Source organism: Ruegeria jejuensis, from assembly GCF_041537905.1.
Classification (GTDB): Bacteria; Pseudomonadota; Alphaproteobacteria; order Rhodobacterales; family Rhodobacteraceae; genus Ruegeria_C.
The window spans coordinates 31,551-54,399 of sequence record NZ_JBGRUO010000025.1 but is presented as its reverse complement, the minus strand read 5'-3'; the positions used below and the strand labels follow the sequence as shown (position 1 = coordinate 54,399).

At 60.5% G+C, this 22,849-nt stretch carries 21 protein-coding genes, 1 tRNA gene, 1 other RNA gene and 1 pseudogene; 15 read left to right on the top strand and 9 right to left on the bottom strand.

Annotated features, from left to right (window positions below):
- Positions 1-75: 75 nt before the first annotated feature.
- The 3 genes from ssrA to AB1E34_RS22110 form a co-directional block, all read right to left on the bottom strand.
- Positions 76-424: a transfer-messenger RNA gene (gene ssrA / locus AB1E34_RS22120) on the bottom strand.
- A gap of 422 nt (positions 425-846) precedes the next feature.
- Positions 847-1,485, bottom strand: coding sequence for a TenA family protein (locus AB1E34_RS22115; protein WP_372574479.1), 639 nt, complete (start codon positions 1,483-1,485; stop codon positions 847-849).
- Between the two features lie 58 nt (positions 1,486-1,543).
- Positions 1,544-2,281 (bottom strand): FadR/GntR family transcriptional regulator, encoded by a 738-nt coding sequence (locus AB1E34_RS22110; protein WP_372574478.1) that lies wholly within the window; start codon positions 2,279-2,281, stop codon positions 1,544-1,546.
- Positions 2,282-2,360: 79 nt separating this feature from the next.
- Between AB1E34_RS22110 and AB1E34_RS22105 the strand changes: the two genes are divergently transcribed.
- The 5 genes from AB1E34_RS22105 to acuI all read left to right on the top strand — a co-directional run bounded on the left by AB1E34_RS22105 (position 2,361) and on the right by acuI (position 6,570).
- Positions 2,361-3,152, top strand: a complete 792-nt coding sequence (locus AB1E34_RS22105; protein WP_372574477.1) for a DUF2182 domain-containing protein — start codon at positions 2,361-2,363, stop codon at positions 3,150-3,152.
- A gap of 4 nt (positions 3,153-3,156) precedes the next feature.
- Positions 3,157-3,861 carry a DUF1326 domain-containing protein gene (locus AB1E34_RS22100; protein WP_372574476.1) on the top strand — a complete coding sequence of 235 codons (705 nt, stop codon included), beginning with the start codon at positions 3,157-3,159 and terminating at the stop codon, positions 3,859-3,861.
- Positions 3,861-4,367 (top strand): DinB family protein, encoded by a 507-nt coding sequence (locus AB1E34_RS22095; protein WP_372574475.1) that lies wholly within the window; start codon positions 3,861-3,863, stop codon positions 4,365-4,367. Before AB1E34_RS22100 ends, AB1E34_RS22095 begins: the two co-directional genes overlap by 1 nt.
- 1 nt (position 4,368) lies before the next feature.
- Positions 4,369-5,472 (top strand): dimethylsulfoniopropionate demethylase, encoded by a 1,104-nt coding sequence (locus tag AB1E34_RS22090; protein ID WP_372574474.1) that lies wholly within the window; start codon positions 4,369-4,371, stop codon positions 5,470-5,472.
- A gap of 102 nt (positions 5,473-5,574) precedes the next feature.
- Positions 5,575-6,570: an acryloyl-CoA reductase gene (gene acuI, locus AB1E34_RS22085; protein ID WP_372574473.1), complete on the top strand. Its 996-nt coding sequence runs from the start codon at positions 5,575-5,577 to the stop codon at positions 6,568-6,570.
- Between the two features lie 13 nt (positions 6,571-6,583).
- On the opposite strand, the gene AB1E34_RS22080 is transcribed toward acuI, so the two are convergent.
- The gene (locus AB1E34_RS22080) at positions 6,584-6,967 is read right to left on the bottom strand and encodes a VOC family protein (protein ID WP_372574472.1); all 384 of its coding nucleotides are present in this window, start codon (positions 6,965-6,967) and stop codon (positions 6,584-6,586) included.
- Between the two features lie 131 nt (positions 6,968-7,098).
- Between AB1E34_RS22080 and AB1E34_RS22075 the strand changes: the two genes are divergently transcribed.
- The 10 genes from AB1E34_RS22075 (at position 7,099) to AB1E34_RS22030 (ending at position 18,395) form a co-directional block, all read left to right on the top strand.
- Positions 7,099-8,322, top strand: a complete 1,224-nt coding sequence (locus AB1E34_RS22075) for an aminotransferase class V-fold PLP-dependent enzyme (protein ID WP_372574471.1) — start codon at positions 7,099-7,101, stop codon at positions 8,320-8,322.
- A 49-nt stretch (positions 8,323-8,371) separates the two neighbouring features.
- Complete coding sequence (locus AB1E34_RS22070) at positions 8,372-9,796, top strand: cryptochrome/photolyase family protein (RefSeq protein WP_372574470.1); 1,425 nt, start codon at positions 8,372-8,374, stop codon at positions 9,794-9,796.
- A 74-nt stretch (positions 9,797-9,870) separates the two neighbouring features.
- The gene (locus AB1E34_RS22065; protein ID WP_372574469.1) at positions 9,871-11,079 is read left to right on the top strand and encodes a class I SAM-dependent methyltransferase; all 1,209 of its coding nucleotides are present in this window, start codon (positions 9,871-9,873) and stop codon (positions 11,077-11,079) included.
- 17 nt (positions 11,080-11,096) lie between these two features.
- Positions 11,097-11,537, top strand: coding sequence for a TrgA family protein (locus AB1E34_RS22060; protein ID WP_372574468.1), 441 nt, complete (start codon positions 11,097-11,099; stop codon positions 11,535-11,537).
- 25 nt (positions 11,538-11,562) lie between these two features.
- Positions 11,563-12,672, top strand: coding sequence for an NUDIX domain-containing protein (locus AB1E34_RS22055; protein ID WP_372574467.1), 1,110 nt, complete (start codon positions 11,563-11,565; stop codon positions 12,670-12,672).
- 212 nt (positions 12,673-12,884) lie between these two features.
- Positions 12,885-13,589 (top strand): class I SAM-dependent methyltransferase, encoded by a 705-nt coding sequence (locus AB1E34_RS22050; protein WP_372574466.1) that lies wholly within the window; start codon positions 12,885-12,887, stop codon positions 13,587-13,589.
- Positions 13,590-13,883: 294 nt separating this feature from the next.
- Entirely contained in the window at positions 13,884-14,918 is a 1,035-nt protein-coding gene (locus AB1E34_RS22045) for a cysteine synthase A (RefSeq protein WP_372574465.1), read from the top strand.
- 1 nt (position 14,919) lies between these two features.
- Positions 14,920-17,343 carry a DUF3772 domain-containing protein gene (locus AB1E34_RS22040; RefSeq protein WP_372574464.1) on the top strand — a complete coding sequence of 808 codons (2,424 nt, stop codon included), beginning with the start codon at positions 14,920-14,922 and terminating at the stop codon, positions 17,341-17,343.
- Positions 17,344-17,431: 88 nt separating this feature from the next.
- A complete protein-coding gene (locus AB1E34_RS22035; RefSeq protein WP_372574463.1) occupies positions 17,432-18,259 on the top strand; it encodes an endonuclease/exonuclease/phosphatase family protein in 828 nt (275 codons plus the stop codon).
- A 46-nt stretch (positions 18,260-18,305) separates the two neighbouring features.
- Positions 18,306-18,395: transfer RNA gene (locus AB1E34_RS22030), tRNA-Ser, on the top strand.
- A gap of 234 nt (positions 18,396-18,629) precedes the next feature.
- Here AB1E34_RS22030 and AB1E34_RS22025 read toward each other — a convergent pair.
- The 5 genes and pseudogenes from AB1E34_RS22025 to AB1E34_RS22005 all read right to left on the bottom strand — a co-directional run bounded on the left by AB1E34_RS22025 (position 18,630) and on the right by AB1E34_RS22005 (position 22,800).
- Positions 18,630-18,920, bottom strand: coding sequence for a hypothetical protein (locus tag AB1E34_RS22025; RefSeq protein ID WP_372574504.1), 291 nt, complete (start codon positions 18,918-18,920; stop codon positions 18,630-18,632).
- Between the two features lie 277 nt (positions 18,921-19,197).
- A pseudogene (locus AB1E34_RS22020) lies at positions 19,198-19,332 on the bottom strand (SH3 domain-containing protein); the annotation flags it as partial.
- Between the two features lie 362 nt (positions 19,333-19,694).
- Entirely contained in the window at positions 19,695-20,969 is a 1,275-nt protein-coding gene (gene arsJ, locus AB1E34_RS22015; protein ID WP_372574462.1) for an organoarsenical effux MFS transporter ArsJ, read from the bottom strand.
- Positions 20,966-21,964, bottom strand: coding sequence for an ArsJ-associated glyceraldehyde-3-phosphate dehydrogenase (locus AB1E34_RS22010; protein WP_372574461.1), 999 nt, complete (start codon positions 21,962-21,964; stop codon positions 20,966-20,968). The genes arsJ and AB1E34_RS22010 overlap by 4 nt, the downstream gene beginning before the upstream one ends.
- Positions 21,961-22,800, bottom strand: a complete 840-nt coding sequence (locus AB1E34_RS22005; RefSeq protein WP_372574460.1) for a metalloregulator ArsR/SmtB family transcription factor — start codon at positions 22,798-22,800, stop codon at positions 21,961-21,963. Before AB1E34_RS22005 ends, AB1E34_RS22010 begins: the two co-directional genes overlap by 4 nt.
- Positions 22,801-22,849 lie beyond the last annotated feature (49 nt).

Genomic DNA, 22,849 nt, shown 5'->3' with positions numbered 1-22,849 from the left:
CTGTGAAGCCAAGTGGTGAACAAATCCTGAATATGCGCCGCAGTTTTTGCGCAAAATCTGCGATATGTATGAGGAAATGCAGGTTTCTGTTGCCAGGTACCTGCGAACCCCGCCTTACGCGGCTAGGCGCAAGGGCTTAAGTTTCGGTTTGGTTACTGCTTACGCAGCAACGGCAACCGGAGCACGATTGTCATTTGCAATTGTACTGTTCGGGCCGATACGGTGGCACCCCGCCGAGACAAAGCTAACCCCTTTAGACGTCCGTCGATCCTGTTTCGACCCCATGATCCCCAAATGAAGGATGTTTGGTGGAGTCGCCGGGTACCGCCCCCGGGTCCGATCCGTTTATTACGAGCGCGTTTATGTCCATAGTTCCCGAGGGAACAGACCGAATATAAGCGCATGCCCTGCGGATGCAAACCCCTGAGATGACGGGACACGCTGAAAATCCAGGCATGAAGCGGCGTGGCTCTCGATTTTGTGAAACCTGCTCCGAAACGGCGAATCGAGACCAATTGAGCCCGGTTTCAAAGACAATGAGATCAACTCAAGATGGATTGTTGCTGAGATGTCACCAAATTACGGCCAAACCCGCCCGCTCAACCTAAGCGCTCTTTTTCGAGGCCCCATTAACGGTTATTGTCCTGTGGCTGGTAAGTCTAAGGGGGACGAGGTCCATGGTCTTGCCGTGCCGTAAGTTGGCACGGCGGCGCAGTCCTAACCAGCAAATCTAAGTAGAGACCAGACCTGCGCTGGCTTTGCCGCGCAGGTCGCCTTTTGCCCCTCTTGGGTGCCGGCGCTGAACTAACACCCGGATGTTGCGACCATTCGAACTCTTGCGCCGGGCTAGGCGGCATAGGCGCTGTCGAAGAAAGCACGCTCCAGCTCGACGGCACGGTTGAAGAGTCGGGTGACCTCTGCCTGTGCCTCGGGGGTCAGATCGGGCCAGACCTTGTCCAATTGATCGCGTAGATAGGCCACGACCGCCTCGAACCCATCGCCTGCATGCAGGGTGATCCATTCGGCGAACCAGAAAGGCAGATCGTCCGATGGCGGGTTTTCCGGCGTGGCCCAGTCCAGATAGATCCATTCGGCCACGACCAGCACTGCCAGCATGTTTTCGTACCGGCCCGACGCTGCGGCTTCGGCCATCAGGTCCTGAAAGGCGCGGGTTACCGGGGCGGGGTCCGTGCCGGGGGCGCTATCCAATGCCTCAAGGCTGCGCAGGAAATAGGTGTTCTCGGGGCCCGTGATGACGGCCAGGAACTGCGCCGCCGGAATCGAATCAGCCAGGCTGGGGGCATGGGCGATGGCGCTGGCCAGCAGGCGCACGAACCCGTCCACGAATTGGTAGTCCTGCTGCAGATACCAGCGCATCTTGTCCAGCGGCAGCGTGCCGTCAGACAGTTCGCGGCAAAAGGCATGGGTCGTGGCGGCCTGCCAGTCCTCGGCCACGGCCTGTTTCAACTGATCGGTGGGGCGCATGTTCTGTCTCCGCCTGCGTGTTACTTGCGGCGAGACAAAGCGGATTTTCAGCGCGGGTTCAAGAGGATGCCTTGGCGGCGCGCGCGGCCATCACATTTCGCGCGAGAGTGCGGGTATAGTCTTCGAGCCGAACCAGAACCGTATCGGCGGTCGGTCCGTCGCCCGCCTCGATCGCGTCGGTCAGCTCGGTATGCATGGCGACGATCTCTTCGCGCGAGCGGGCGCTGAAGGTGATCATGTTCATCAGCGGCTGCATCGCCTCGACCGCGCCCGCCAGTTGATAGGACAGCACCGGGTTGCCCGCGCCATCGACCAGCGCCCGGTGCACCGCCACGTCCGAGGCGCAGAAGGCCTCATCGGTCAGGCCGGGTTGTTGCTGGCGGTGAATCTCGGCCCGCATCGTCGCCAGATGATCGGCGCTGCGGCGCTGCGCCGAGAGCGGTGCGCAGGCCCGTTCCAGCGCAAACCGCGCCTCACACGCCGTATCAAAGCTGACCGCGTTCATACTGAGCAGGAGCGTCGAGGTGGTGATCTGCTGGGCATAGGCATCCTCGAAGCTCAGCCGATTGACGAAGGCCCCGCCGCTGGCGCCGCGTTGGGTGCGGATCAGCGATTGCGCGGCCAGCCGTTTCAGCGCCTCACGTACGGTAGGGCGCGAGACGTTGAAATGATCGGCCAGTTCGGCCTCGGATGGCAGGCGCTCATCCACGATCAGATCGCCACCGATGATGGCATCGCGGATCGCGCCCGCGATCTGGGCGGAAAGGTCGGCGGGTTTCTTGGGGTCGATTTTCACGGGACAAGCTCAGATTTTATTTGTCTGACATTTAAAAGTCTGACATTTGATTTGCAAGGACCGAGTCGGGGAGGGACACGTGTCGGCAGGATCGTTACGCAGCATTTTGTGGCTTGGCTTTTACGGCCTGATCCTGTGGGCGTGGTGGGTGCTGTATTCCATGAGCGTCGAGATGGATCTGGACCTGATCGGGCGACCCGGACCGATGGGGCAGGCGATGGCCGCGATGGATCCGCGCATGGACATGGTGATGCCCATGGCCGAGTTCGGCCCGCTCTTTTGGATGTGGGCGGTGATGATGGCGGCGATGATGCTGCCTACGCTGGTGCCGACGCTGCGCAGCTATGAGGACCTGATGGTCAGCGCGGATGGCACGCGGGTCGGCTGGCTGGGTGTGGTGAGCGGGTATCTCCTCGTCTGGGTTGGCTTTGCCGCGCTGATCACCGGCGTGCAGCTGGCGCTGCTCTTTGGCGGCGTGGTCGACATGCTGGGCATTGCCAAATCACCACTGGTCGCGGGCGGCCTGCTGATCGTCGTAGGCGCGTTCCAGTTCACCCGCGCCAAAGAGGTCTGCCATGGCGTCTGCCACGCGCCGATGATGTATTTTCTGGGCCACTGGCGCACCGGCTTTGGCGGCGGGCTGCGCATGGGGCTGGGCCTCGGCGCGTTCTGTGTGGGCTGCTGCTGGGGCTTCATGGCGCTTGGTTTTGTTGGCGGGGTCATGAGCCTGTTGTGGATGGGGCTCGCGACGCTGTTCATGGTGCTCGAAAAACTGCCGCAGATCGGCCATGTGATCACGCGCCCCATGGGCTTCGCGCTGATCGCGGGCGGTCTCACACTTCTCATCTATCCCGTCATGTTCGGAGGATAACCTTATGGCAAAAAACAGAAAACCGGATGCCGATCGTCTGCCGATCAGCCAACGCATCGACAGCCGCATGCCGAATCCGAAACGGCGCGAGATGTCGCCGACCGATTGGGCCATCAAAGGCGAGTTGATCCTGAACTGTTCCTGCGACCTGTTCTGTCCCTGCGTGGTCTCGCTGGGCGCGCACCCGCCGACAGAGGGCCATTGCCACGCCTGGATGGGGATCATCATCGATGAGGGCCATTACGAGGGAGAGGATCTGTCGGGGCTCAATGTCGGCCTGCTGGTCGATATTCCCGGTCGCATGGGCGAAGGCCAGTGGAAGGTTGCGGCCTATGTGGATGAGCGCGCCAGCGGCAAGGCCTATAACGGCATCCTGCAGATTTTCAGCGGTCAGGCGGGCGGCACCACCGGCCTCTTCACCATGCTGGTCTCTGAAATCATCGGTGCCGAACGCGCGCCCGTCGAGATCGAGCGTGATGGCACCAAGCGGCGGATCATGATCGGGCGCAAGATTCAAGGCGAGATCGAGATGCTGGCGGGCAAGGATGCCGAGCATCCGGTGATGGTCACCAACTCGAAATACTGGATGGGGCCGGACATCATCGTCGCCAAAGGCACCAAATCCAAAGTGCGCGATTATGGTCGGGTCTGGGATTTCGGCGGCAAATCGGCCGAAATCTGCCCCATCGACTGGCACGGGCCAAAGTGATGATCACCGGTGATTATGCCCGCCACATGGCGCGGTACGGTCATTGGCAGAACACCCAGCTTTCGGGGTTTCTGCGCGCCCTGCCGCAAAAGGAATTGACGCGGGACCGCGGGGCGTTCTTTGGCTCGATCATGGGCACGGCGAACCACCTGCTCTGGGGTGACTGGATCTGGATCTCGCGGTTCGACAAGGGCGAAGGGCCGGGCGGGGGCATTCCCGAAAGCGTTTCCCTCTGCGCCGATCTGGATGCCTGGCTGCCTCTGCGCGACAAGATCGACGCGCGTATTTCCGACTGGGCAGCCGGGCTTGAGGATGGCCCGCTGACCGGCGCGTTTTCGTGGTTTTCGGCGGCCAAGGAAGCCGATGTCGTGAAGCCTTATGCGCAATGTGTGATCCATATGTTCAATCATCAGACCCATCACCGGGGCCAGTTGCACCAGATGCTGACCGAGACAGGCTCGGCAGCGCCGGTCAGCGACCTGGTCTTCATGCCCGAGGAGGACTGACATGGCGCAGATTTCCCTGTCACGCCGCTTGCGGCGCACCCCTTTCTCGGACGGGGTCGAGGCTGCGGGCGCCAAAGCCTACACTGTCTATAACCGGATGCGGTTGCCAACGGTGTTCGAGAGTGTCGAGGCCGATTACCGCCATCTCAAAAGTCATGTTCAGGTCTGGGACGTGTCTTGTGAGCGTCAGGTGGAGCTGCGCGGCCCGGATGCGGCGCGGCTGATGCAGATGCTGACACCGCGCGATCTGCGCGGCATGCTGCCCGGCCAATGCTATTATGTGCCGATCGTCGATGAGACGGGCGGGATGCTGAATGACCCGGTGGCGGTGAAACTGTCTGAGGATCGCTGGTGGATTTCCATTGCCGACAGCGATCTGCTGCTGTGGGTCAAGGGGCTGGCAAATGGCTATCGTCTGGACGTACTGGTGGATGAGCCGGATGTCTCGCCACTCGCCGTGCAGGGGCCGAAGGCGGATGACTTGATGGCGCGTCTCTTCGGAGACCGGGTACGCGATATCCGGTTCTTCAGGTTCGACATGTTCCAGTTCGAAGGCCGCGATCTGGCCGTGGCGCGGTCGGGCTATTCCAAACAGGGCGGGTTCGAGATCTATGTGGAGGGCGCCAATATCGGCATGCCGCTCTGGAACGCGCTGTTTGCTGCCGGTGAGGATCTGCAGGTGCGCGCGGGATGCCCGAACCTGATTGAGCGGATCGAGGGTGGGCTGCTGTCTTATGGGAATGACATGACCGACGACAACACGCCGCATGAATGTGGTCTGGGCCGGTTCTGCAACACCCATACTGCGATTGGCTGTATCGGTCGGGATGCGCTGCTGCGTGTGGCCAAGGAGGGGCCGGTACAGCAGATACGGCCTATTGCCATCGAGGGTGATCCGGTGCCGCCCTGCGAGCGCGCCTGGCCAGCCTATGTCGGCGGCAAGCGGGTGGGGCAGGTGACCTCTGCCGCCTGGTCGCCGGATTTTGACACCAATGTCTCGATCGGCATGCTGCATCTGAGCCATTGGGACCCAGGTACTGCGCTGGAAATTGAAACGCCTCAGGGCATGCGGCCCGCAATCGTGCGGGATCGCTTCTGGATATAGGGGGTGGGGGCTCTGCCCCTGTCGCGTCGCGGCTCCCCCCGGGATATTTTCAGCCAGATGAAGAGCGGATCTGGTTGGATTGGATAAGAAAGGACTGCTGAGATGTTCAACGCATTGGTGATGGAAAAAGACGAGGAGAGCGGCAAGGCGAGCGCCGTTCTGAAGCAACTGTCCGAAAGCGACCTGCCCGAGGGTGAGGTGACGGTTGCGGTGGAATACTCCACCGTGAACTACAAGGATGGGCTGTGCCTGAGCTCGCATGGCGGCGGTTTGGTGCGGAAATACCCGCATGTGCCGGGCGTGGATTTTTCCGGCACCGTCGAGGCGTCCTCGGATGAGCGCTACAAGCCCGGTGACAAGGTAGTGCAGACCGGTTGGCGCGTAGGCGAGGCGCATTGGGGCGGCTACGCGCAGAAGGCCAATATGCGCGCCGACTGGCTGGTGCCTTTGCCGGACGGGCTGAGTTCCCGTCAGGCGATGGCGGTGGGAACTGCCGGGCTGACCGCGATGCTGTCGGTGATGGCGCTGGAGGATCACGGGCTGGAACCCGGGCATGGTCCGGTTCTGGTTACCGGGGCGGCAGGTGGTGTCGGTTCGGTCACGACGGCGATTCTGGCGCATCTGGGATATGAGGTCGCGGCGGTAACCGGTCGGCCCGAGAGCGCGGACTACCTCACGTCGCTTGGAGCGACCCAGATTGTGGCGCGCGAAGAGTTGAACGAAACGGTCAAACGTCCGCTGGAAAGCGAGAGCTGGGCAGGCTGTGTCGATGCCGTGGGTGGTGCCATGCTGGCCCGCGTGCTGGGGCAGATGAAATACGGTGCCTCGGTTGCGGCGGTCGGTCTGGCCGGTGGGGCGAACCTGCCCGCCTCGGTCATTCCGTTCCTGCTGCGCGGGGTGAACCTGCTGGGCATCGAATCTGTCATGCAGCCCTATGACAACCGGCTGCGGGCCTGGCAGCGCATCGCCACCGACCTGCCCATGGACAAGCTGGAAGCGATGGTGCGGCCCGCGACCCTGAGCGATCTGCCGCAATTGGGGGCCGATATCCTGGCCGGACAGGTTCAGGGCCGCGTTGTGGTGGATGTGAACGCCTGACGGGCCGACCGGCTCAGTCGGAATTGGCCTTGAAGAAGCCCAGAGAATTGCCGTCGGGATCGGTGGCGTAGAAGAAACGACCCGGCGGAATCTCAATGATTTCAGATGTCACGCGGCCTCCGGCTTCGAAGACGCGGTCCATGACCTCTTGCAGCGTGCCTTCGGCAGTCAGGTGCAACGTCGGGCCGCGCCCGTCGCTGGCCGGGGTGCCGGGATAGAGGTGCAGCGCGATACCGGTCTTGGGATCTTTGGGCTGGAACATGGCCACTGGATTGGGGCCGGTTTCGTCGATCGAAAGATCGGCACCGGTCACCCGGCTGTAGAAGGCAACCGCCTTGTCGAGGTCACTGACCGGTACTTCGCCCCAGACCAGAAAATCCTTGGGTTGAAAGCTCATCTCACATGCTCCTGTATGTGTGGAATGGCAGCAGAGTGTCATGAGCCAATGTCAGAAACTGTCATCAGGATCGCCCTTGACCCCGCAGCCCGCGATCTGCATCCATTTTCCAAACAAAGCCCGGAGCAGACATGGCCCTAGATATCGATTTCGTGCGCGCGCAATTCCCCGCTTTTGCAGAGCCGTCCCTGCAGGGACAAGCGTTTTTCGAGAATGCGGGCGGGTCTTATACCTGCCGTCAGGTGATTGACCGGCTGACGCGGTTTTATACCCAGCGCAAGGTGCAGCCCTATGCCAGCTATGACGCCAGCCGTCTGGGCGGTGAAGAGATGGACGAGGCGCGGGTGCGCATGGCGGCCTTGCTGGGGGTTGAGACGGATGAGTTGAGCTTTGGTCCCTCGACCACGCAGAATACCTATGTGCTGGCGCAGGCCGTGCGCAAATGGATGCAGCCGGGTGAGGCGATTGTGGTCACCGATCAGGATCATGAGGCCAATAGCGGTCCGTGGCGGCGGCTGGCCGAGGACGGGATCGAGATTCGCGAATGGCGGATTGATCCCGAGAGCGGTCATCTGGACCCCGAGCAATTGGAAAACCTGCTGGACGAGAAGGTGCGGCTGGTCTGTTTCCCGCATTGCTCGAATGTGGTGGGCGAGATCAACCCGGTGACCGAGATCACCGCGATTGCCCATGCGGCGGGGGCCTTTGTCTGCGTTGACGGTGTTTCTTATGCGCCGCATGGGTTTTCCGATGTGGGCGCGCTGGGGCCGGATATCTATCTGTTTTCAAGCTACAAGACCTATGGCCCGCATCAGGGCTGCATGGTGATCCGGCGCGCCCTGGGCGAGATGCTTCCCAATCAGGGGCATTATTTCAACGGTGACGTTCTGTACAAACGCTTCACCCCAGCGGGACCGGATCACGCGCAGATCGCGGCATGTGCCGGGATGGCGGATTATGTGGACGCCCTGTGCGATCATCATGGTGGGCCGGTCGATGGTGCGGCGGCGCGCGGTGCCTTTGTGCATGATCTGATGCGGGAGCAGGAGACTGCGCTGCTGCAACCGCTGCTCGACGCGGTGAAAGAGCGCAACTCTGTGCGCTTGTTGGGTCCCGACCGGGCAGAGCTGCGCGCACCGACTGTTGCACTGTCGCTGGACCGTCCTGCCCAGCCGGTCGCCGCCGAATTGGCGCAATACGGGATCATGGCGGATGGTGGCGATTTTTATGCGGTGCGCCCGCTGGCGGGGATGGGCGTCGATCCGGCACGCGGCGTCTTTCGCATGAGCTTCACGCATTACACCTCGAAAGCTGAAATTGACCTGCTGATCGAGGCACTTGACCGCGTTTTGTGATCCGGCCTCCCGTCGCCGCCGTATCTAGAGATAAAGAGGCGGGGGCAAGATGGGCGGTCAGCGTTCACCTATCATTTTCTGGTTCAGGCGCGATCTGCGGCTGGCGGATCATCCGGGGTTTCATGAGGCTTGCCGCAGCGGCCGGCCGGTTCTGCCTGTATTCATCGCGGATGACGCGGTGTCAGATCTGGGCGCGGCGCCGAAATGGCGGCTTGGGCTGGGTCTTGAGAGCTTTACGCAGGCTCTGGACGCGCGCGGCAGCCGGTTGATCCTGCGCCGAGGCGAGGCCGCGCAGGTGTTGCGCGATCTGCTGCAGGAAACCGGCGCAGGGGCGGTCTGGTGGAGCCGCCTTTATGATCCCAAGGCGCAGGCACGAGACAGCGCGATCAAAGCCGATCTGAAAGCGCAGGGCATCGATGCGCGTTCGTTCGAGGGGCATCTTCTGTTCGAACCCTGGACCGTCAGCACCAAGACCGGTGGATATTTCAAGGTCTATTCCGCCCTGTGGCGCGCCGTGCAGGGCCGGGAGGTCGCCGCCGCCCTGCCGGAACCTGCCCGTATCCCGGCACCTGCTGCGTGGCCGTGGTCGGAACAGCTTGAAACCTGGCATCTCGAGGCTGCAATGAACCGGGGCGCTGCGGTGGTCGGCGCCCATGTAACACCCGGCGAGGCGTCGGCGCGGGCGCGGCTGGATGCCTTTGTCGAGACCTCCATCGACGGCTACAAGACGCAGCGGGACTATCCGGCGATCGACGCAACCTCCGGCCTGTCTGACTACCTGAGCCTTGGCGAGATCAGCCCCCGACTGCTTTGGCTGGCAGGGCAGCGGGCAAGGGCGGAACACCAAAACGGCGCCGAACACTTCCTCAAGGAGGTGGTTTGGCGCGAATTCGCCTATCACCTGATGTACCACGCGCCGCATCTGCTGAGTGGCAACTGGAAGGAGGGCTGGGACAGCTTTCCCTGGCGCACAGATGCGGATGCGCCCGAGGTTCTGGCCTGGAAACAGGGACGTACCGGTATACCATTTGTTGATGCGGCGATGCGCGAGCTTTACGTCACCGGACGCATGCACAACCGCGCGCGGATGATCGTGGCAAGTTTTCTGACCAAGCATCTGATGACACATTGGAAAATCGGAATGGACTGGTTTGCCGATACCCTTGCGGACTGGGATCCGGCCTCGAACGCGATGGGCTGGCAATGGGTTGCGGGTACCGGACCGGACGCCGCGCCGTATTTTCGTGTGTTCAACCCCGAGCTTCAGCAGAAAAAGTTTGACACTGACGGGGTTTACGTGGCGCGGTGGCTGGCTGAAACGCAGCCCGATCCGCCGGATACCGCGCTCAGCTTTTTTCGGGCGGCACCGCGCCTATGGAGCCTTGCCCCCGGTGATCCCTATCCCGGCCCGGTCGTGCCACTGGATGTAGGGCGCAAGCGGGCTCTTGCCGCCTATCAACTAAAAGGAGTGTAATCGTGTTAAAACAAACGCTTGCCTGAAAAACCAACTCGAATTAGCCTTGTAACGCACCGCGATAGGGAGAGCGGATGATCCTGACATCGACCCATGGGCAAAAAAACCTGCCCAGATATTTTACGCAAGTCATGAAGATGCTCGAACATATGAATTCCGGGCGTCTCGATATCGTGCTGCCGGACGGTCGGGTGTTCCGGTCCGAGGGCAAATTGCCCGGCCCGGTCGCGCAGATCGATGTGCATGACCCGGACATCTTTGCCAGGCTGGTCCGTGAGGGCGATCTGGGCTTTTCCGATGCCTATCTGGAAGGCGACTGGAGCACCCCTGATCTGCGCGCCTTCATGGATTTGGTGCATCTGGGCAACGAGACCGTCTATGACGGGTTCACCGGACAGTTCCTGGCCCGCGCTTATGAACGGTTGCGGTTCTGGTTGCAGCGCAATCACCGCGAACAGGCAAAGAAGAACATCTCGTACCACTATGATCTGGGTAATGACTTCTACGCGGCATGGCTGGATGACACGATGACCTATTCCAGCGCCATCTTCGAGACCGGACAGGAAAGCCTGGAAAAGGCGCAGATCGCAAAATATGCCAGTCTGGTAGATGAGATGGGCGCGAAACCCGGCGATCATATCCTTGAGATCGGCTGCGGTTGGGGCGGGTTTGCCGAATATGCCGCGAAAGAACGTGGTTTGCGGGTTACCGGCCTGACCCTGAGTCAGGAGCAGTTGAAATACGCATCACAACGCATTGAAAAGGCGGGTCTATCCGATCACGTGGAGTTCAAACTGCAAGACTATCGCGACGAGCGCGGCAGCTATGACGGCATCGCCTCGATCGAGATGTTCGAAGCGGTGGGCGAGAAATACTGGCCGGTCTATTTCAACACGGTGCGCGACCGGCTCAAGCCCGGCGCACAGGCGACCTTGCAGATCATTACCGTGGCGGACAAGCGCTGGGAAATCTACCGAAACGGCGTTGATTTCATCCAGAAATACATCTTTCCCGGCGGCATGCTTCCGGCTCCGAAAATCCTGCGTCAGCAGGTGGATATGGCGGGGCTGAACTTCGTCAGTTCGAAAGAGTTCGGCAAGAGCTATGACCTGACCCTGCGGCGCTGGCACGAAACCTTCAACGAGAAATGGGAACAGATCGCCGCCATGGGCTTTGATGAACGGTTCCGCCGCATGTGGAATTATTATCTGACCTCTTGCGGGGCGGCCTTTGACACCGGCACCTGCGATGTGACACAGATTACCCTAGCAAGACCAAGCTGAGCAGGACCCAGGACAATATGCCCGACGCCGCCCGACTCGTCGCCGCCACTTGTCTGGCGCTGATTGCGTTCATCGTATCGGGGCAGATCATTCCGCTGATGCCCGAGGGGTTGGATTTCGGCTATTTCACTTATGTGAACATTGGTCTTGGTATACTCGTCGGCTGGATCACGATGGGCAAACGCGCGGGCAGGGGCATCACCAATGCGATCAATAACGGCGTTACCGGAATCGTCGTTCTGGTCTTCTGGGGGCTTTTTGTTCAGGGCTGCTACGAGATGTTCCAACAGGCGATGCGCAACCGCTATGGTGGGCCCTTCGAGGCCATCGGGGCGATTTTTCGGATCGGGATCGACTATGCTTACACGATCGCAGTACCGAACGTTATCATGACGCTCCTGATCGGCGGTGTCCTCGCCGGTCTGGCAACCGAGTTCGCATGGCGCAGATGGCGCTGAACCCCTATTGAACGGTCCTCCTGTTGTGAAAAACCTGTTCTTTTACGGCACGCTGCGGCATCGCCCCCTGCTTGAAATCGTTCTGGGGTGTTCCACGGAGCAGATTGATCTGGTTCCGGCCCATCTGCCCGATCACGCCGTCCATGCAGTCACGGGGCAACCCTTTCCGATGATCCTGCCAGCCGCCGGTCAATCCGCGCCGGGCCTGCTTGTGCGAGGATTATCGGTCGAAGACCTGAACCGGATAGAATTTTACGAGGGCGGGTTCGATTACGCCCTGTCGGTCCGCCAGGTGATTTGTGAAGACGGGTCAAGCGCGGCGGCAGAACTCTTCTTTCCCGATCCCGATCTCTGGCAACCCGGCGCGCTCTGGTCGTTGCAAGGTTGGGTTTCGGAATGGGGACAGCTTTCGGAATATGCCGCGCTGGAAGTGATGGCGTTTTATGGCCGCCGCAGCGCCGAGGACGTGGCGCGCAGCTTTCCCGCGGTTCGCATGCGCGCCGCCGCCCGGATCGCCGCCGAAACCCGGTCCGCCCCGCAAACGCGTGAGGTGGTCGTCCACAGCTATCATCGCGCCTATCAGGGGTATTTTGCGGTGGATGAAATGCAGGTTCAGCACCAACGCTACGAGGGCGGCATGACACCTATGCTGGGGCGCAGCGCGCTCATGCAGGGCGCGGCGGCAGTGGTGTTGCCCTATGATCCGCAGCGCGATTGCGTGTTGCTGGTCGAACAGTTCCGCGCGCCGGTCTATATGATCGGCGACCCGGCGCCCTGGATGTGGGAACCTGTGGCTGGCATGGTTGATCCCGGCGAAACCCCCGAGCAGGCCGCCCATCGCGAGGCGCGGGAAGAGGCGCATATCCAGTTGCGCGCGCTTGAATGCGCCGGGCGGGCCTATTCCTCCAGCGGGTCGTCGACCGAGTTTCTGCACCTTTATGTCGGCCTCGCCGATCTGACCGAAACCACCGAAAATGGCGGGCTTGATGGTGAGGGCGAGGATATCCGCAGCGCGATCCTGTCTTTTGACGAGCTGATGGCAAAGGTGGACGCGCATGAGCTCAAGGACCTGCCCCTGCTATCCATCGCCCACTGGCTGGCCCGCCACCGCAACCGGCTGCGCGAAGAGAGTTGACGACGACGAGAGTTGGTCGCGCGCCGCCCTAATCTCGCAACATCGCGTCTTCGGAAGAGCGAGAGCATCGATACCAAAGTCGCGAATGCTGTGCCTCTTATGGATCACTGAAATCACCTGTTTTGGGGCTGCGTTTTCTGCGGCCATAACGCATATGAGCGCTCCGATGATACGTCGCTTCACCGCCATCGCCGTGTTATGGGTCTAGCGTGATGGATTGGGAAGGTTCCGCAAACGCTTGGATTGAGGCGCAAGGCGTGCACGGCGACTTCAGCCGTCGGCGTGTCCTGGACGCGCCGATGCTGGCACGCGTACATGCATTCAGTCCCCAACGGCTTCTCGATCTAGGTTGCGGTGAAGGTCGTTTCTGCCGCCTGCTCGCAAAAGATGTGGAGACCCTCGTCGGGTTGGACCCTTCTTCAGCGCTGCTCGCTAAAGCCTCTGAACTAGGTGAGGCGCGCTTCGTTCGCGGTCGCGCGGAGGACCTGCCTTTCGAGTCAAATACCTTCGACATGGTGGTGAGTTACCTCAGCCTACTGGACATTGAGGGCATCGAAGCCGCGCTCGACGAGGTTGTCCGCGTTTTACGCCCTGGCGGGCACTTTTTGATCGCGAACCTGACAGGATTCGCGACCGCCGCAGATATCAAAGGGGGCGGCTGGCGTATCTTGCCTGACGGCAGTCGCGAGATCGTTGTGCGCCGTTATTTGGAGCCCCACACGGTTGTCGCGGAATGGAAAGGGATTGCCGTAACCAACTGGCATCGGCCCTTGTCATTCTACATCACGCAGCTTTTGGAGCGCGGCATGGCGCTTAAATTCTTCGATGAGCCCGCGGTTCAACATCCGACTGATCCCAAGGAAGTGGCCTACAACAACGCTCCCTACCAACTGATCATGGAATGGCGGGCACGCTAGTAGACCTTGGGGACCTTGCTTGCCTCAATCGAGAGGTCTGCTGAAGCGTGCCTTTGCGCAAGCGCTACGAAATGGTGCCTCATTCGCATACCAGACAAGTGTTTTTCTCTAGCACTTGCTGAACGATGAACCGTGCGCGGCGCGCGTCTTGCAAATCTACCACGTCTGATCGCGTTTATCAGGATTGTGCAGATGGGCTTTTTCCCACGCGCTTCCCGACCCGTGTGACTCTGCTTGAGGTCGGCGGGGGGCGAGGGTACACCACATGGGTGAAACCGAAGAATTGAGGGCACCATGCGCACCGCACGTGATCTGGCTGATGCTGTTGGAAACACTCCCCTGATCCGGCTGCGCCGTGTCAGCGAGGAAACCGGATGTGAAATCCTCGGCAAGGCCGAGTTTCTGAACCCCGGCCAGTCGGTCAAGGACCGCGCCGCGCTCTATATCATCCGCGATGCCATCGCGCGCGGCGATCTCAAGCCCGGCGGCACCATTGTCGAGGGGACGGCGGGCAATACCGGAATCGGTCTGGCGCTGGTGGGGGCCTCGATGGGGTTCAAGACGGTGATCGTGATCCCGGAAACCCAGTCCGAAGAAAAAAAGGACATGCTGCGTCTGGCTGGCGCGGAACTGGTGCAGGTGCCCGCCGCGCCCTATCGCAACCCTAACAATTATGTGCGCTATTCCGAGCGTCTGGCCAAGGAATTGGCCAAGACCGAACCCAATGGCGCGATCTGGGCCAACCAGTTCGACAATGTGGCCAACCGGCAGGCGCATCTGGAAACGACGGGCCCCGAGATCTGGGAGCAGACCGGCGGCAAGGTTGACGGCTTTGCTTGCGCGGTGGGCTCTGGCGGGACATTGGCCGGTGTCGGCATGGCGCTGCAGCCCAAAGGCGTGAAGGTCGCGCTGGCAGATCCCGAAGGCTCGGCCATTCACAGCTTTTACACGACGGGCGAGTTTTCGTCGGAGGGCGGTTCGATCACCGAAGGGATCGGGCAGGGGCGCGAGACGGCGAACCTGCAGGGGTTCAAGCCGGACATGTCCTACAAGATTCCCGATTCCGAGGCCTTGCCGATCGTCTTTGACCTGCTGGAACATGAAGGGCTGTGTCTGGGCGGCTCGACCGGCATCAATGTGGCCGGCGCCATGCGTCTGGCGCGCGACCTTGGGCCGGGGCACACGATTGTCACGGTGCTCTGCGATTACGGGACGCGGTATCAGTCCAAGCTCTTCAATCCCGATTTCCTGCGCAGCAAGGACCTGCCGGTGCCGGGCTGGATGACGGAGGCTCCGCGCTCGATCCCAGGCGTCTTCGAGGACGTCTGACATGAGAGCCCTGCAATGGTTTCTTGCTGCGGGGCTGGCGGTTTTGCTGCTCGTCGCAGCGGGCGCTGCGTCGGCGCAGCTTTCCATTGAGCAGAAGCAATATTATCAGGACTGGCTCAAGACCGCCGACAGGGCCGAGGATGCGGTGAACGCAGGCCGCGCGTCTGATGCCGCGCTGGAGAACCTGCGCACCGAGCTGGATTCTTATCGCTCTATCTTCAACGAAGTGCGGGGCAGCAATTCGGATCGTATCAAGACCCTGCAAAGCCAGCTGGAGGCGCTTGGCGCCAAGCCCGAGGAAGGCACTGACGAGCCCGAGGATATCGCCACGCTGCGCGAACATCTTCAGGACCAACTTGATGCGTTGCGGGTGCCGCGGATCATTTCCGAGGAAGCCTATAACCGTGCCAATGGCCTGATCTCCGAGATCGACCGACTTATTCGTCAGCGTCAGACCAAGGAATTTGCGACGCGCGGTCCGTCTCCACTCAACCCCGAGCTTTGGCCAGCGGCGGGTGCGGATGTGGATCAGGCGCTGCGCAGCCTCGGGAACGAGATTATCTCGAATCTGAAGACGGATGTGGTGCGCACCGAGATCCGCCAGCAATTGCCCACAATCGTCCTGCTGACCGGGTTCGGGTTGATCCTGATCGCGCGCGGACGCAGATGGTCCGAGCGGCTGGGGGATTACCTGCGAACCTTCGGTGGCAACGGCAGCGGTGTCTGGTCCTTTCTGGTGTCTCTGTCGCGGATTTTCCTGCCCTGGCTGGGTGTTGTCCTGCTGGCTTCTGCCGCTTCAACCAGTGGTATCGTTGGGGTCAGGGGGCAGTTGTTGCTGGATCAGGTTCCCAACTGGGCCGCGATCTTCTTCTGTTTCGACTGGATTGGCCGACAGCTTTTCGTGATCCGCGAAGAAGACAAGAAGCCGCTTCTCAGCCGGGTACGCATGGCTGAATTGCGGATCGTGATCGATCTGCTGGCCGTCATGTTGATCCTCTTTGACCTGGTACAGCTGTTCCAGCGGATCGAGAATGTCCCCGATTCTACGCGGGCGGTGGTCACGTTCCCGGTCATCGTCCTGTCCGCGCTTGTGCTGCTCAGGCTGTATCGGACCGGTCCTCTGCGCGCGGATGATGCAGATTCCGAACAGGAAGAGAGCCCGCGCCGCGCCGGGTTCTCGAAGTTCGCGCGTCAGGTCCGGCGGCTCTTGATGATACTGGGTGTGTTGTCGGCGGTGGCCGCCGCCCTGGGCTATGTGACGGCTGCCGAGTCGATCATCTTTCCGGCGATCAAGACCCTGGCGCTGCTGTCGATTATCGTGATCTTGCAGCGGTTTCTGGGCAACCTTTATGGCTGGCTGACCGGAAAGGGCGAGGCAGGGCGGGATTCGCTGTTCTCGGTCATCGCGGGCTTTGTCCTTGTGATCTGTTCGCTACCCCTTCTGGCGCTGTTCTGGGGCGCGCGCGAGACTGATCTGCTGGAGTTCTGGAGCCGTGCGAAGCAGGGCGTAAGCCTGGGTGGTATCGAGGTTTCGCCGGGCACCTTCATCACCTTCGCTGCGGTGTTTGTCGCGGGCTACACGATCACGCGGCTGTTGCAGGGCGGGTTACGCAACTCGCTTTTGCCCAAGACCAAGTTCGACCCCGGCGCGCAGAACGCTATCGTCGCGGGCACCGGCTATATCGGGATCGCATTGGCGGCGGTGATCGCGGTGACCAGCGCCGGAATCAACCTGTCCTCTCTGGCCATCGTGGCTGGTGCCTTGTCGGTCGGTATCGGTTTCGGCCTGCAGACCATCGTGTCGAATTTCGTGTCCGGCATTATCCTGCTGATCGAACGTCCGATCAGCAAGGGCGATTGGATCGATGTGAACGGACAGATGGGTTATGTGCGCGACATCTCGGTGCGCTCGACACGGATCGAAACCTTCGACCGCACCGATGTGATCGTGCCGAACTCGGACCTGATCAGCCAGTCGGTCACCAACTATACGCGCGGCAACACCGTGGGCAGGGTGATCGTGCCGGTGGGCGTGGCCTATGGCACAGATACCCGCAAGGTCGAGACCATTCTGGGCGAGATCGCCAATGCCCATCCGATGGTGCTGGCCAACCCCGCGCCCAGCATCGTGTTCCAGGGCTTTGGCGCGGATTCTCTGGATTTCGAAATCCGCGCGATTCTGAGGGATGTGAACTGGGTGCTGTCGGTGAAATCCGACATGAATCACGAGATCAACCGCCGCTTCACCGAAGAAGAGATCGAGATCCCGTTCGCACAGCGCGATGTCTGGCTGCGCAACCCCGAGACGCTGCAGGGGCAGGCGCGCCCAACGCCAGCAGCCGCAGCACCTGCAACGCCAGCTTCGACAAAACCGGCAGGCCTGACCGAAGCAGACATGGATGGCGATCCCGACGGGGACTACTGATCTGGTCCCGATCGGACAGCCGCACTGGCGACAGCGCAATCGTCACAATTCTCTGCTAAGCTTGGATCGGAGCAAGGGAGGATCGCCCGTGGCGTCATTTCAACACAGCTTGGCCAGGATCGCGGTCTGGAACCTCGCGGGGTTCAACCCGTTCAATCAGGCCCTTGGTATCCCGGCGAGTAGTGAGCGCGTTCAAAAGCAGGCAGAAGGATTGGCGCTGTTGGACGCAGAGCTGATCACCCTGGTCGAGGTCAGCCCGATTGAGCATATCGACCGACTTGCAGTGGCGCTGGCGGAGTTCGGCCTGACCTACGAGAAAAAGATCATCGCCCAGCCCAACGGCAATATCCATATCGGATTTCTGCACAAACCCGAGCTGGAGGTTTCCGATCCGCAGCTGATCGATGGCTCCGAGGGCGATGACCCCGGCGGGCGTCAGGCGGTGGTTGTCGATGTCTCGGTGGGCCGTTTCAAGGCCAAGCTGATCGCCGTGCATCTGAAATCGGGCCGGGACCGTCCCGAGCAGCAGATTCGCGACAGCCAGTGCAGGATCATCGGGGCAGAGATCGCCCGCATTCGACAAACGCCCGGACTGACGCAGCGCACGATCCTGCTGATGGGGGATTTCAATATGATCCCCGGCCAGGATGTCAGCAATTTCCACCATCTGGGTGGGGATGACCTGATGGATTTTGTCTCGTGCTGGGATTTGCAGGACCGGTTTTCGCATATTCTGAGCAAGGGCCGGGCCAATCTACTGGACGGTTTTGCGGTCTCGCGCACCTTCGCCACCGACTATGTGCGGGGCAGTTTGCGGCTGTTTCCGATGCACTGGACCATGAATATGGGGCGCGAGGCATTCAAGGACGAGGTCTCGGACCATCTCCCTTTTGTCGCGAGCTTTCGCATTTTCTGATTGGCTCTTGCGTTCCCCGATCGAATTCGCATAAGTCACGCCTACCGGAGAGGTGGCCGAGTGGTCGAAGGCGCACGCCTGGAAAGTGTGTAGGCGGGAAACCGTCTCCAGGGTTCGAATCCCTGTCTCTCCGCCATCAAACATTGTTGTGGTATATCAAGACCTGATGCTCTGAATGACAGGGTACAATTTGGGGGCTGAAATCCCTTTTTTTGACAGGTCGCCAACCGTACTGAAAACCTCAGATCGACGATCCGACTTGCAGGTGGTTTCGCCTATAATGCCGATCCTCATCTTTGAGGTGGTCCATCGATACGACTAGGAACTCGGAGGATTGGAATAGCGAGCAAGCGATCGAAGTCAGAAGGTACTATCCACAATACCCTGCAGGATAAGGTGTTAACACTGCAAGAGGTGCACCGTTTGGATCTGATCGGTAGATCGCCTCGACAATTTTGTCAGTGATGCGAACCGTGCCCGCCATGCGAACCGCCGTGCCCGCCATGCGAACCGCCGTGCCCGCCATGCGAACCGCCATGCCCGCCATGTGGAGCGCCATGCCCGCCATGTGGAGCGCCGACTTGGTGTGATCCGGGATGCGAATGATAATGGTGATGACCATAGGCACCATGAGGCTGGTGGTACGGAGCGCTGTGATCATGTGAGTGATAGTGTGGAGCAGGATGATACAGTGGGTGAGTGGCGTTGTGGTAAGCATAGTGGCAAGCCGGATCCTGCGGTGCATGGTAACAATAGGGCCCAGGAGCCGGATGGTAGGGGTGGTAGTAGCGGTTCCAATCGGCATACCACGGGTACCGCTCGTAGTGGTTATTCCAGTAGGCCTGATTGAATTCGATGATCGCAATACCGATTTCTGCGGCGAGTACTGGTGTCAGAACTGATTTCTTGCCGTCTCTGTCTGTCAGAATGTAGTTGGATGAAATCCAACCACGTGCAGCGTTCCACGACACATCACACCAGCTATAACCCGTTTGACACCCGTAGATTTCGATCGTTGCATCCTGAGGCAACGTCGCGACAACCGGGTAACTGATCCCTGGCCCAGCCCGCATGTGGGCCGAGGTTGTGGTAAAACCCTGCGTTTTCGCGTGTGCTAAGTTAGCTAGCAGCGGAAAAACAAGCACTGCCATTATGGCGATAGATAGTCGTTTCATAACAATTCCCCGCTTATGGCTAGGTCACTCAAACTACTACATAGCCATGAACTGTTTCAGTCAATGCACCGCCTGAGCAACTTAATCTGGGGTTACTCTGTTCTTCAGAATACGGGGTTGCGTTCAGAGAGGAGTTGTTTGGAGCGTGGCGCTCATCTTGCCATTGTTTAAACCCGTTGCTGCAATACCTTCACAAACCCTTATTCTTGGTCGCAATGGCACTCTCATTTTGCGAGATACCGCAATAGCACGGGTCAGTTCTAATACGCTGAGGGCAGGTCTCTCGAATTGCCTTGCATCGACAGGTTGCCCAAGCTCAGCCAGGTTAGTGCAATCATCAGCGCCGCGATTCCCAAACACAACGGTAATCCGCCGAACTGGTAGCTCAGCCCGGACAGAACCGTGCCCAGCAATCGACCAGCTGCATTTGCCATGTAATAGAACCCCACATCCATCGTCACGCGCTCGGAACTGGTGAAGGCGAGGATCAGGTAGGAATGCAGCGAGGAATTCAGCGCAAAAAGCGCGCCGAAGGCCAGCAAACCGAGAATGAGGCAGATGGTCAGCCACAGGGCGGGTGTTGCGGCGAGCCAAGCCAGAGCGGCCAGCAGGAGCGGCACGAAGAACAAGAGTCCGACCCAGAACCGGGCCCCGGCGACGATCTCTGCCTCGCTGCGGTCGCGCGCGCGCAGCAGCTTTGGCGCGCTGGCCTGCACAGCGCCGTAGAGGATGATCCAGAGCGCCATGAACGTGCCGACCATGAAGAACGCCGCGCGGTTGCCCTCGGGCGTGCCGTCCGAGAGCACCGCGTAGAAATAGATCGGGATGCCCACCACGAACCAGACATCGCGCGCGCCAAACAGGAAGACCCGCGCTAGGCTTAGCCAGTTCACATTGCGGTTCTTGGAAAAGACCTCTTTGAACTTCGCACCTTTCCTGCCGGTTGGCAGGCCCGAGGGCATCCGGAACAGCAAAACCACCAGGATCACGGCCAGAATAGCCGCCATGCTCAGCACCGACGGGACAAAGCCGATCAGCCCGAGGGCGCCAGCCCCCAGCAGGAAGCCGAGACCTTTCACCGCGTTCTTTGATCCTGTCAGCAGCGCCACCCAGCGAAACAGGCCCGCCCCCTCGGTCGGGGCCAGCAGCTTCACCGCGCTTTTGGAACTCATCTTGGCGAGGTCCTTGGCCACGCCGGACAGCCCCTGCACCAGCATCACAAACACCACCGAGGCGGCGACTGTCCAGGCCGGGTCGAGCATCGACAGCGCCAGCAGCGCCACCACCTGCAGGGCAAGACCGGCATAGAGCGTGCTGGTCAGCCCGAACCGCGCCGCGATCCAGCCTGCAGACAGGTTGGTGACCACGCCCGCGATCTCATAGAGCACGAACAGATAAGCCAGCTGGATCGGCGAAAAGCCCAGTGTGTTGAAATGCAGCAGCACCAACATCCGCAAGGCGCCATCGGTTAGCATGAAGGCCCAATAGGCCGCTGTCACGGCGATATAAGCCGCCATGCCTTCAGGCTTGCTCATAAGGATTTACCCACCATGAGCGCCACATCCACCAGCCGGTTCGCATAGCCCCATTCATTGTCATACCAGGCATAGACTTTCACCTGCGTGCCGTTCACCACCATGGTCGAGGGTGCATCGATGATCGAGGAGCGTGGATCATTGGTGTAGTCGGTCGAAACCAGCGGGCGGGTTTCATAGCCCAGGATGCCGTTTAGCGGGCCTTCGGCGGCCGCTTTGAACAGCGCGTTGACCTCGTCAGCGCTGGTTTCGCGGGCCACTTCGAACACACAATCGGTGAGCGAGGCATTCAGCAGGGGCACCCGCACCGCATGGCCGTTCAGCTTGCCGGTCAGTTCGGGATAGATCAGCGTGATCGCGGTGGCCGACCCGGTTGTGGTCGGGATCAGCGCGTTCAGCGCCGAGCGCGCGCGGCGCAGGTCCTTGGCGGGCCGGTCCACGATGGTCTGGGTGTTGGTCACGTCATGGATCGTGGTGATCGAGCCATGTTTGATGCCCAGCCCCTCATGGATGACCTTCACCACCGGCGCGAGGCAATTGGTGGTGCAGCTTGCCGCCGTGACGATCCGGTGCGCCTGCGGGTCGTAGATGTCATGGTTCACGCCATAGACGATATTGGCAACGCCCTCGTCCTTGACCGGGGCGGAGACGACGACCTTCTGCACGCCTGCTGCGAAATAGGGGGCGAGCGCGGCCTCACTTTTGAAAGCCCCGGTGCAGTCGATCACCACATCGACCCCGTCCAGCGGCAGATCCTCCAGCTTTCGCGTGGAGAGCGCCGGGATGGTCGTGCCGTCAATGGTGATGCTGTTATCAGTGGCCGAAAACGCGGCAGGCCAGCGGCCATGGACGGTGTCGAATTCCAGCAGATGGGCATGCATATGCGGATCGCCCACCGCATCATTCACGAAAGCGATCTTTGCGCCACGTTCCAGCAACGGGCGCAGCGCCAATTTTCCCATCCGGCCCAGGCCATTAAGTGCGTAAGTTGTCATACGGTTTCCGATGTCCTTCCAATGTCATCGACATGTCTTTGCAGCGACGCGCGGTCGAGCGTGCCCAGAGGCAGCGCTGCAAAGGCTTTGATCCGGTTATGCATCGCGCCATAGGTCTGCTGGAACGCAAGCCGTTTTTCGGCCTCGGTCCCGGTGGCTTTCACCGGGTCGGGCAGACCCCAATGGGCCGAGATCGGCTGACCGGTCCAGGCCGGGCAGTCCTCGTTTGCGGCCAGATCGCAGACCGTGAAGACAAAATCGAGCGGCGGTGCATCGGGCCCCTGGAACTCGGCGATATTTTTGGCGCGCAGGGCAGAGGTGTCGATACCCCGGCTTTTCAGCATCTCGATCGCATATAGGTTCAGTTCCGAACGGGGCTGTGTCCCTGCCGAATAGGCGGTGAACCTGTCGCCGGCCTCGTGCCGCAGGATCGCCTCGGCAAAGACCGATCTGGCGGAGTTTCCAGTGCAGATGAAAAGGACATTGAAGGTCTTGTCACGCATGGTCTGACTCCTTGCAACTGGGTCGGTGAAACTGGGCGGGCAGAGGTCGGGGCGACCCCTGCAACAATCCTGAAAAAGGTCCGACACAACGCTTTGCGCCGCATCGAGGTTCATCCGATAGAGGACCGAGGTGCCACGGCGGCTTTGCCGGATCAGCCCGCATTGGCTGAGCGCCGAGAGATACACCGAGGCTGTGCTGGCTTTCAGGCCCAAAACACGCGCAATCTCTCCGGCTGGCACCTCATCCGGACAGCGGCGGACCAGCAGCCGAAAGATGGCCATCCGCTGCGGATGACTCAGGGCAGAGAGGCGATTGAGTAGCATTGATTCCATAATTCATGAATATATAAAATTAAAGGTGAAGCAAATCCCCAATTACAGT

Bases quoted from the DNA above. Each gene is read 5' to 3' on its own strand.
- AB1E34_RS22070 (WP_372574470.1), top strand. From the start codon at position 8,372: ATGGGCGGTCAGCGTTCACCTATCATTTTCTGGTTCAGGCGCGATCTG.
- AB1E34_RS22065 (WP_372574469.1), top strand. From the start codon at position 9,871: ATGATCCTGACATCGACCCATGGGCAAAAAAACCTGCCCAGATATTTT.
- AB1E34_RS22080 (WP_372574472.1), bottom strand. From the start codon at position 6,967: ATGAGCTTTCAACCCAAGGATTTTCTGGTCTGGGGCGAAGTACCGGTC.
- AB1E34_RS22095 (WP_372574475.1), top strand. From the start codon at position 3,861: ATGATCACCGGTGATTATGCCCGCCACATGGCGCGGTACGGTCATTGG.
- AB1E34_RS22005 (WP_372574460.1), bottom strand. From the start codon at position 22,800: ATGGAATCAATGCTACTCAATCGCCTCTCTGCCCTGAGTCATCCGCAG.
- AB1E34_RS22100 (WP_372574476.1), top strand. From the start codon at position 3,157: ATGGCAAAAAACAGAAAACCGGATGCCGATCGTCTGCCGATCAGCCAA.
- AB1E34_RS22025 (WP_372574504.1), bottom strand. From the start codon at position 18,920: ATGATCACAGCGCTCCGTACCACCAGCCTCATGGTGCCTATGGTCATC.
- acuI (WP_372574473.1), top strand. From the start codon at position 5,575: ATGTTCAACGCATTGGTGATGGAAAAAGACGAGGAGAGCGGCAAGGCG.
- AB1E34_RS22090 (WP_372574474.1), top strand. From the start codon at position 4,369: ATGGCGCAGATTTCCCTGTCACGCCGCTTGCGGCGCACCCCTTTCTCG.
- AB1E34_RS22075 (WP_372574471.1), top strand. From the start codon at position 7,099: ATGGCCCTAGATATCGATTTCGTGCGCGCGCAATTCCCCGCTTTTGCA.
- AB1E34_RS22010 (WP_372574461.1), bottom strand. From the start codon at position 21,964: ATGACAACTTACGCACTTAATGGCCTGGGCCGGATGGGAAAATTGGCG.
- AB1E34_RS22060 (WP_372574468.1), top strand. From the start codon at position 11,097: ATGCCCGACGCCGCCCGACTCGTCGCCGCCACTTGTCTGGCGCTGATT.
- AB1E34_RS22040 (WP_372574464.1), top strand. From the start codon at position 14,920: ATGAGAGCCCTGCAATGGTTTCTTGCTGCGGGGCTGGCGGTTTTGCTG.
- AB1E34_RS22115 (WP_372574479.1), bottom strand. From the start codon at position 1,485: ATGCGCCCCACCGATCAGTTGAAACAGGCCGTGGCCGAGGACTGGCAG.
- AB1E34_RS22050 (WP_372574466.1), top strand. From the start codon at position 12,885: ATGGATTGGGAAGGTTCCGCAAACGCTTGGATTGAGGCGCAAGGCGTG.
- arsJ (WP_372574462.1), bottom strand. From the start codon at position 20,969: ATGAGCAAGCCTGAAGGCATGGCGGCTTATATCGCCGTGACAGCGGCC.
- AB1E34_RS22045 (WP_372574465.1), top strand. From the start codon at position 13,884: ATGCGCACCGCACGTGATCTGGCTGATGCTGTTGGAAACACTCCCCTG.